Origin of the sequence: Paenibacillus sp. YN15 (genome assembly GCF_003285005.1) — a bacterium.
In the GTDB taxonomy this organism is placed as follows: Bacteria; Bacillota; Bacilli; order Paenibacillales; family NBRC-103111; genus Paenibacillus_AR.
The window spans coordinates 347,529-354,778 of the sequence record NZ_QMFA01000002.1 but is presented as its reverse complement, the minus strand read 5'-3'; the positions used below and the strand labels follow the sequence as shown (position 1 = coordinate 354,778).

Annotated in this window: 5 protein-coding genes; all 5 read right to left on the bottom strand. The window is 53.8% G+C overall.

Annotated features, from left to right (window positions below):
• Positions 1-333: 333 nt before the first annotated feature.
• Positions 334-2,013 (bottom strand): DUF92 domain-containing protein, encoded by a 1,680-nt coding sequence (locus DQG13_RS31720; RefSeq protein WP_181592546.1) that lies wholly within the window; start codon positions 2,011-2,013, stop codon positions 334-336.
• A gap of 255 nt (positions 2,014-2,268) precedes the next feature.
• Positions 2,269-3,471: a [FeFe] hydrogenase H-cluster maturation GTPase HydF gene (hydF, locus tag DQG13_RS03440; RefSeq protein WP_113018257.1), complete on the bottom strand. Its 1,203-nt coding sequence runs from the start codon at positions 3,469-3,471 to the stop codon at positions 2,269-2,271.
• 151 nt (positions 3,472-3,622) lie between these two features.
• Positions 3,623-5,062: a [FeFe] hydrogenase H-cluster radical SAM maturase HydG gene (gene hydG, locus DQG13_RS03435; protein ID WP_113018256.1), complete on the bottom strand. Its 1,440-nt coding sequence runs from the start codon at positions 5,060-5,062 to the stop codon at positions 3,623-3,625.
• 84 nt (positions 5,063-5,146) lie between these two features.
• Positions 5,147-5,395 (bottom strand): TM1266 family iron-only hydrogenase system putative regulator, encoded by a 249-nt coding sequence (locus tag DQG13_RS03430; RefSeq protein WP_113018254.1) that lies wholly within the window; start codon positions 5,393-5,395, stop codon positions 5,147-5,149.
• Between the two features lie 104 nt (positions 5,396-5,499).
• Positions 5,500-7,239, bottom strand: a complete 1,740-nt coding sequence (locus DQG13_RS03425) for an NADH-dependent [FeFe] hydrogenase, group A6 (protein ID WP_220094322.1) — start codon at positions 7,237-7,239, stop codon at positions 5,500-5,502.
• Between the last annotated feature and the right edge of the window lie 11 nt (positions 7,240-7,250).

Sequence of the window (7,250 nt, the reverse complement as noted above, 5' to 3'; positions counted from 1 at the left end):
TCACTTTATGGGGCCGAAACGTTTGGCTTCATTGTTTTGCTGCTCGTTGTTCAGTTTTCAAGGAGCTCTCATCCAGTGCTTTAAAACTTTATCACATCGGCTCTGTCATTGCAAGTATTATTTTTCAAATTCATGCAGCTTTTTGTCGATGTTGCCGCTTGTTTTGGCGGCGAAATCTAATTTATCATGTTTTGCCAAAGAAAACAAGAGTAATTAAGTGCCTAATTTGTGACATAACCGTTTCGTTCCAAGTCCCATTTCGCCAGCGTTCGCAGCCGCAGTCGTTATTCATCGAGTTATGCGCTCGCCCGGGAAATGAACATTTCCCTTTCTTCATTTCCCAATTGTATCGATTACATAAACAAGCAAAATCATGACGCCCCCGCCAACAGCCGAACTGATCAGATTCACCGCATCGTTGTTCATCCACCTCCACCCGCGGATCAGAACAGTATTGCGGGAGCAATGGCGGCGCCCTTCCACCTCAAGCCCGCACGCCGGACAACGGTACAGTGCTTGAAGGCTGGCCCCAAGCAATGAATCCGCATTGGAGGCAATCCAGCCTGCAATCATCGCTGCCGGAATGACAGCCCAGCCATATGCTCCTTCCCCAGCCCCCCACGGCCCTGGCGCGGAAACAAATACAGCCAGAACCATGCCTAGAGCGCCGATAAACAGCCCGCCGGCCAAAGATGCTGCCCAGCCTAATCCGCTGACGGCGCCGGAGGTGCCTGTGCTGACCTTTCTGCCAGTCAGAATCGAACGGGGAAGCTGCTTGCTCAAGCCGCCTATTTCGGTAGCCCAGGTATCCGCCGTGACAGCCGCCATGACGCCAATAAACGCTGCCGGCCAGATCCACATATCCGGCTGCCATGCAGCCAACAGACACAATAGCGCCCCCAAACCTCCGTTTGCGGCAACCTGTCCACCGTCGCGCCGGCCTGATTTTTCATATTTGTGTTCCGCTTGCTCCTTCTTGTGCCTCTTCCACTTAGTCAATGCCGAAGAGGAAACGAAGAACCCGATCATCAGTCCGAACCATGGCAAGCTTCCCAACGCATAGAGAACCGTACCGATGCCAACGGCCGCAATTGCCCCGGAGAGAGACAAGGATTTCTTCCAGTAAGCCGCAGCCGCAACCAGAATGCTCCCGGCCAGCCCAAGCAACCAGCCCATCAGCTTCGTCCCCCCAGTCCCCCCAAGCGCTTCCCGGGCGCGGCCGTCAAAAATATAGCTTTTGACAAAAGCGGCAAGCTCCCGGGTATAGGCCTTGGGCACTGTAAATTCCGGAGTCCGCGAGGAGTATCCGGTTACTTTGAAGCCGGCCCGTTTGGCCAGCATTTTGGCCCGGAGCATATGAAAATCATTGGTAATCACAGTTACGGAAACTGCATTCAGGTCCACACCCTGTTCATTCAGAACTTCTTTGCTGAACCACATATTCTCATAGGTATCCGTAGAATATTGCTCCAGAATAAGCCGATTCTCCGCAATCCCGCGGCCAACCATATACCTTCTCATGGTTTCCGCCTCTGTCATTTCCTCTCCTGGGCCTTGGCCTCCGGATAATACTGCCTTGGCCTCCGGGTAGCGGTTCATATACTCGACTCCACGGTCAAGGCGGCTTTTTAAAGACAGGGTAACCGTCTCTCCCTTGACCCTTGCCCCGAGAATAAGCAAATAATCCGACTTCACCGGCTCCTGGGTCCGTCCGGTGATCCAAATGGCGGCCAGCAGAACGGCGCAGGCCAACCCGCCCGCAACCACCGCTGTCTGTGAAAGGCGCAGCAAAATCAATGCCTTGCCGGTCCACTTCCGGTATCGCCAGCGGAAAATCCAGTATCCGATCCCGGCCATAACCAGTCCGGCCAATACCTGAAGCAAATTCCAGGCATCCCGCTCCCAGCCGCGAGTGAATCCCCAAATATAATAGAGACTATGGAACAAACCTGCGGCAATAATGACCCAACCGGCAATTGCAAGAAAAGCGGCTCTCCGATTTTGGCGTACCATGAACGTGTTCCTCCAACTAAACATAATGTCATTTAATTAATCACATAAATCATTAATTCCATAAACACAATGCCGCATCAACTGCAAGAAAAGACGGCACAACGCAAGGCTACTTAACCAGTATAGAAAAACCTGGTGGACTAGGCAACCTCCTTCTTTCGGCACAGCGGCCAATGCAATGAAAAAGAAGGGCGGATAGCCACCTCGCGGCCAATCGTCCTTCTTCACCAGGCAAGCATTATAAGACAAAGACAATCAATATACAACCTCCGGACAAGTCCGTTCCAGCAATCCCTTCAAATAAGCGCTGACAAGCCCGTAATTGGTGAAAGGCACATGTTGGGCTTCCGATTTGGCCATCCGCGCCATAAGCTGCTTGCGGCTGAAGGAGCATGCATTGCAGTGCAGAATCATCTTGTAGGGCGTCAAGTCCACGGGAAAATCCAGGCCGGAAACAACGTCGATCAACAAATCCCCTCCCGCTTTCCGCTGAAGCTGCTCCGGCAGCAGGCCCCGAACAGATTCCCCCTGGGATTCGTGGGCTTTGCATGCCTCGGCAATGAGAACACGGTCCCCGGGCTTTAAGGCGTCCACCGCTTTGGCCCCTTTGATCAGCAGCTCCAGATTGCCCTTGTGCCTGGCCAGCAAAAGTGAAAAGGTTGTCACCATACTGGATGCCGGAACAGCCGCGCAGACGGCCTCCAGAAGCTCGGGATCGGTAATGATCAGATCCGGCGCCCGGTTCAGATAACCCAGGGTGTGAACAAGCTCTTTTTCCGTAACACACAGAGAGGAAGCCCCTTGGTCGAGGATGTCCCGGACTATCTGGCCGTGAATGTTGGGCAGGCGGAACCGCGGCGCTTTAAGCTCCTCGGGAGTCACCAAAAGAACCAAATCCCGCGGCTTAATCAGATCGCCGACAATGGTGGCGCGCTCGAACTCAAGGGGAGCCGTCCGCCGGATGGATTGTCTGACCCGGTTAATATTGACCCGGTTGGAGGCGCTGATTTTGACCAGCGGTATTTCGTCGAATTGAACCCGAATGGGTTCGGCATCCACATACCGGTCATCAATCCGGTTGATGATTCCCAAAACAGGGATATGACGGCTGGTCAATTCCTTGTACCAGCGTTTCTCCAATGAATAGTCTTCATTGGTATCCATAAACATCAACAGCGCCAGGTCGGTCTGATCCATAACCTCCAACAGCCTCTGACCGCGGAGCTCCCCCAGCTCAGAATGCTCATGATCTTCAAATCCGGCAGTATCGATGAGTACAACGGGACCTACAGAATCAAGCTCCATCGGATAAAACAAGGGTTCCCGGGTGGTGCCCGGAGAATCGGCAACTGCAGAAGCATTCACTCCTGCAAGCGCATTCAATAATGTGGACTTGCCGATGTTCTTCCGGCCAAACAAGGCAACATGCAGCCGATTGCCTGAGGGCGTCATACTCATAACTCTCACTCCTTATCTGGGATAAAATCAACAGCTCACCGACAGGATTCGTGAATGTTTTCACATTCAGGAGTGCAAAATCCGCCGTGAATTGTAAACGGGGCAATTGCTCAGATTGCCAACCGCCCCGTGTTCCACTTCCGTTAATAAGCTAAAATCTCAAATCCCGCTCTCCCGCCTCAATGCGCTCCATACGGGATAAAGCCGCCTTCCGGGCCGCTTCCTTGGGGATGCCCTTCAGGCTTTCTTCAATGACCCGGTTGCCCAGCTCCTTGGCTTCCTCATCGCCGTAATCGATCAGAAACTCCTTAAAGGTCAATAAGGCATTGGGCTCGCAGACATTCTGGATCTGCCCGGTTTTGGCCAAACGCATGAACCGGTCCCCAGTACGCCCCTCTCTGTAGCAGGCGGTGCAATAGCTGGGCAGATAACCGCCTTGGCACAGGCTCTTCACAATCTCCATAGGCGAACGGTGGTCGCCGATTTCAAACTGGGGCTTCTCGTCCTGGTTATGCAGCCTGTACTCCTCCACATAGCCGCCAACTCCCGTACAGGAGCCGGCGCTGATTTGGGAAACGCCCAAGGCCAGCACCTCATCCCGGAAGGCCGACTCCTCTCTGGTGGAGAGAATCATGCCGGCATAAGGGACGGCAAGCCGGAGGACAGCGACGATCTGCTTAAACTCTTCATCGGACACCAGATGGGGATACGTATCCAGATTGACCCCTTCCGCAGCGCGCATCCGTGGCACTGATACAGTATGCGGCCCAACGCCGAAGGATGCCTCCAAATGCTCGGCATGCATCAGCATAGCGATGGTTTCATATTTATAGTCGTACAACCCATACAGAACGCCGACGCCTACATCGTCAATGCCGCCCTGCATCGCCCGGTGCATAGCGGTGGTATGCCAGTTGTAGTCATGCTTGGGTCCTTGGGGATGATGTTTTTCATAGGTTGGTTTATGGTAGGACTCTTGAAATAAGATATAGGTGCCGATTTCGGCGTCCCGCAGCTTCCGGTAGTCCTCCACTGTAGTAGCGGCAATATTCACGTTGATTCTGCGGATGCTTCCATTGTTGACCTTCACGGAATAGATTTTGCGGATACATTCCAGGATATACTCCATGGAGCAATTCTTCGGGTCCTCCCCTACCTCCAGGGCAATCCGCTTATGGCCCAGAGATTGGAGCACCTCCACTTCCTTCTCCAGCTCCTCCATGGTCAGCTTGCGCCGTTTGAAGTCGGTATTGGAATGCTTGTAGCCACAATAATCGCAGTTGTTGACACAGTAATTGCTCACATACAGGGGCGCAAAAATAACGATGCGCTTGCCGTAAATCTTCTCTTTGATTTCCTTGGCCGCCGCAAAAATACGGCTCCAGATCTCTTCATCCTGCACATGCAGCAGCACGGCCGCCTCTTGATGGCTCAAGCCGGTACAGCTGCTGGCCTTTTCCAATAGCCGGTTGATATAAGCGCTGTCGGCGGCAAGCGCCGAACCCTTTTCGATGGCATCCGCAATCTCGTGGTCACGGATTACTTCATCGGCGTGAAAAACACGCAGCTCTTCCGTTTTTGCCTCTCCCATTTAAAACCCTCCCGTCTATAAAGAAACACACTCCGCCTTTTTCAACAAACGCCTTGTGGGAACAATGTGACGGTGGACAACCTGCTATAGCTTATTCATAACCGACTTGACATTGATGCCTTCAATTTTGCCCAGCTTGCCGGTTAATGAACTGATCTCGTCTGATGTCGCATCCACAACAAGGGTGATGACGGCGGAAATACCGCGTTCTTTATAGGGAAGGCCCAGTCTGCCGATGATAACGTCCATACTGTCATGCAGAATGGCATTGACCTTGGCAACCCCATCAAATTCCTGAACAATGATATTTATGACACCGATTCTCTTGCTCATGCAAGAACCTCCCCCTCATGCTTAGACTCATCCTTGCAATTAGGTATGAACTTATCCGCCGGCCCCGGAATGCTCCAGGACCGGCCGATGATCAAACTTGGGTATTAATGCTTCGCCCGCTTCACATAGTGGGTGTGCAGCAGCTCATGGGCCAGATGTCCGTTCGGCTTGCCCAAAAATTCGGAGTACAGCATTTGGATATACGGATTCTTATGGGATTTGCGGAATTGCAGGGATTGATCCTCTTCGTAGATGGCCTTGGCGCGCTCCTGCTTCACATTGACGGCAGTCTGCGTCTTGGCGTTCACAATGGGCTGTCCGCCGCCGGTGACACAGCCGCCGGGGCAAGCCATCACTTCGATAAAATCATAATGCTTCTCGCCGGATTGGATCAGCTCCATCACCTGGCGGGCATTGCCCAAGCCGTGGATAACGGCGGTTTTGATCTTCTTGCCGTTAGGCAGCTCCAGCTCGTTCTCCTTGATGCCGTCCAGACCGCGGACTGCGGAATATTCGATGGCGTCCAGATCCTTGCCGGCCAGAACCTCATAAACGGTACGCAGAGCCGCTTCGGCTACGCCGCCGGTTGCGCCGAAGATAGCGCCTGCGCCGGAACCAAGGCCCAGCGGGTTATCGAAGTTGTCTCCGGCCAGATTGCGGAAGTCGATGCCGGCTTCCTTGATCATTTGGGCCAGCTCCCGGGTAGTCAGGACATAATCCACATCCTGCAAGCCCTCATTGGACATCTCCTCACGCTCGCCCTCGAATTTCTTGGCGGTGCAGGGCATGATGGATACGGTCACCATGGACTTGGGATCGATGCCTTCCTTTTGGGCAAAGTAGGACTTGATCATCGCCCCTTCCATCTGGTGGGGGGATTTGCAGGTGGACAGGTTATCCAGCATATCCGGGAAGTTATGCTCCATAAATTTCACCCAGCCCGGACAGCAGGAGGTCATCAAAGGCAGCTTCTCGCCGGAGGTTAACCGGGAGATCAGCTCGGTGCCTTCCTCCATGATGGTCAGGTCGGCGGCAAAGTTGGTATCGAATACCTTGTCGAAGCCCAGCTTGCGGAGAGCGGCCACCATTTTGCCGGTAACCCGGGTGCCCATGGGATAGCCGAATTCCTCACCCAGCGCCACGCGGATAGCAGGAGCAGCCTGAACCACCACATACTTGGTCGGGTCGGAGAGAGCTTTCCAGACATCGCGGGTATTGTCGCGCTCAGTCAACGCCCCTACAGGGCAAGCGGCGATGCATTGCCCGCAGTTGACGCAGCTGGTTTCCCCAATGGGACGATCATAAGCGGTGGTCACCTTGGTCTCAAAGCCGCGGTGGGTAAAGCCGATGGCATGTACGGTTTGGATATTGCTGCAGGCGCCGATACAGCGTCCGCAAAGGATGCACTTCTCGGAATCCCGGACAATGGACGCAGAGGAATGGTCAATGCCGGTTTTGGATTTTGCTCCTTCAAAGCGGATGGTACGGACGTTCAGGTCCTTGGATACGGATTGCAGCTCGCAGTTTTCGCTGCGGTTGCAGGTGGTGCATTCCCGGTTATGGTCGGAGAGCAAAAGCTCCACAACGGTTCTGCGGGCATCCCGCACCTTCTTGGTATTGGTTTGAATCTTCATGTTGGGTTCGGCCTTCAGCGTACAGGACGCGATGAGCCGTGGACCAACCTCCACCACGCAAACGCGGCAGCTGGAGGATTCGCAGACGCCCTTCAGGTGACAAAGGGTCGGAATTTCGATTCCTACGCCACGCGCCGCTTCCAGCACGGTTGTGCCTTTGTCCACTTCCATCTCGATGCCGTCTATTGTCAGTTTTACTTTTTCCACCATAGTCACCTCTT

What these genes read in the sequence shown, in the direction of transcription:
- hydG (WP_113018256.1), bottom strand. Translation starts at nt 5,062, where the DNA reads ATGGGAGAGGCAAAAACGGAAGAGCTGCGTGTTTTTCACGCCGATGAA.
- DQG13_RS03425 (WP_220094322.1), bottom strand. Translation starts at nt 7,239, where the DNA reads ATGGTGGAAAAAGTAAAACTGACAATAGACGGCATCGAGATGGAAGTG.
- DQG13_RS03430 (WP_113018254.1), bottom strand. Translation starts at nt 5,395, where the DNA reads ATGAGCAAGAGAATCGGTGTCATAAATATCATTGTTCAGGAATTTGAT.
- DQG13_RS31720 (WP_181592546.1), bottom strand. Translation starts at nt 2,013, where the DNA reads ATGGTACGCCAAAATCGGAGAGCCGCTTTTCTTGCAATTGCCGGTTGG.
- hydF (WP_113018257.1), bottom strand. Translation starts at nt 3,471, where the DNA reads ATGAGTATGACGCCCTCAGGCAATCGGCTGCATGTTGCCTTGTTTGGC.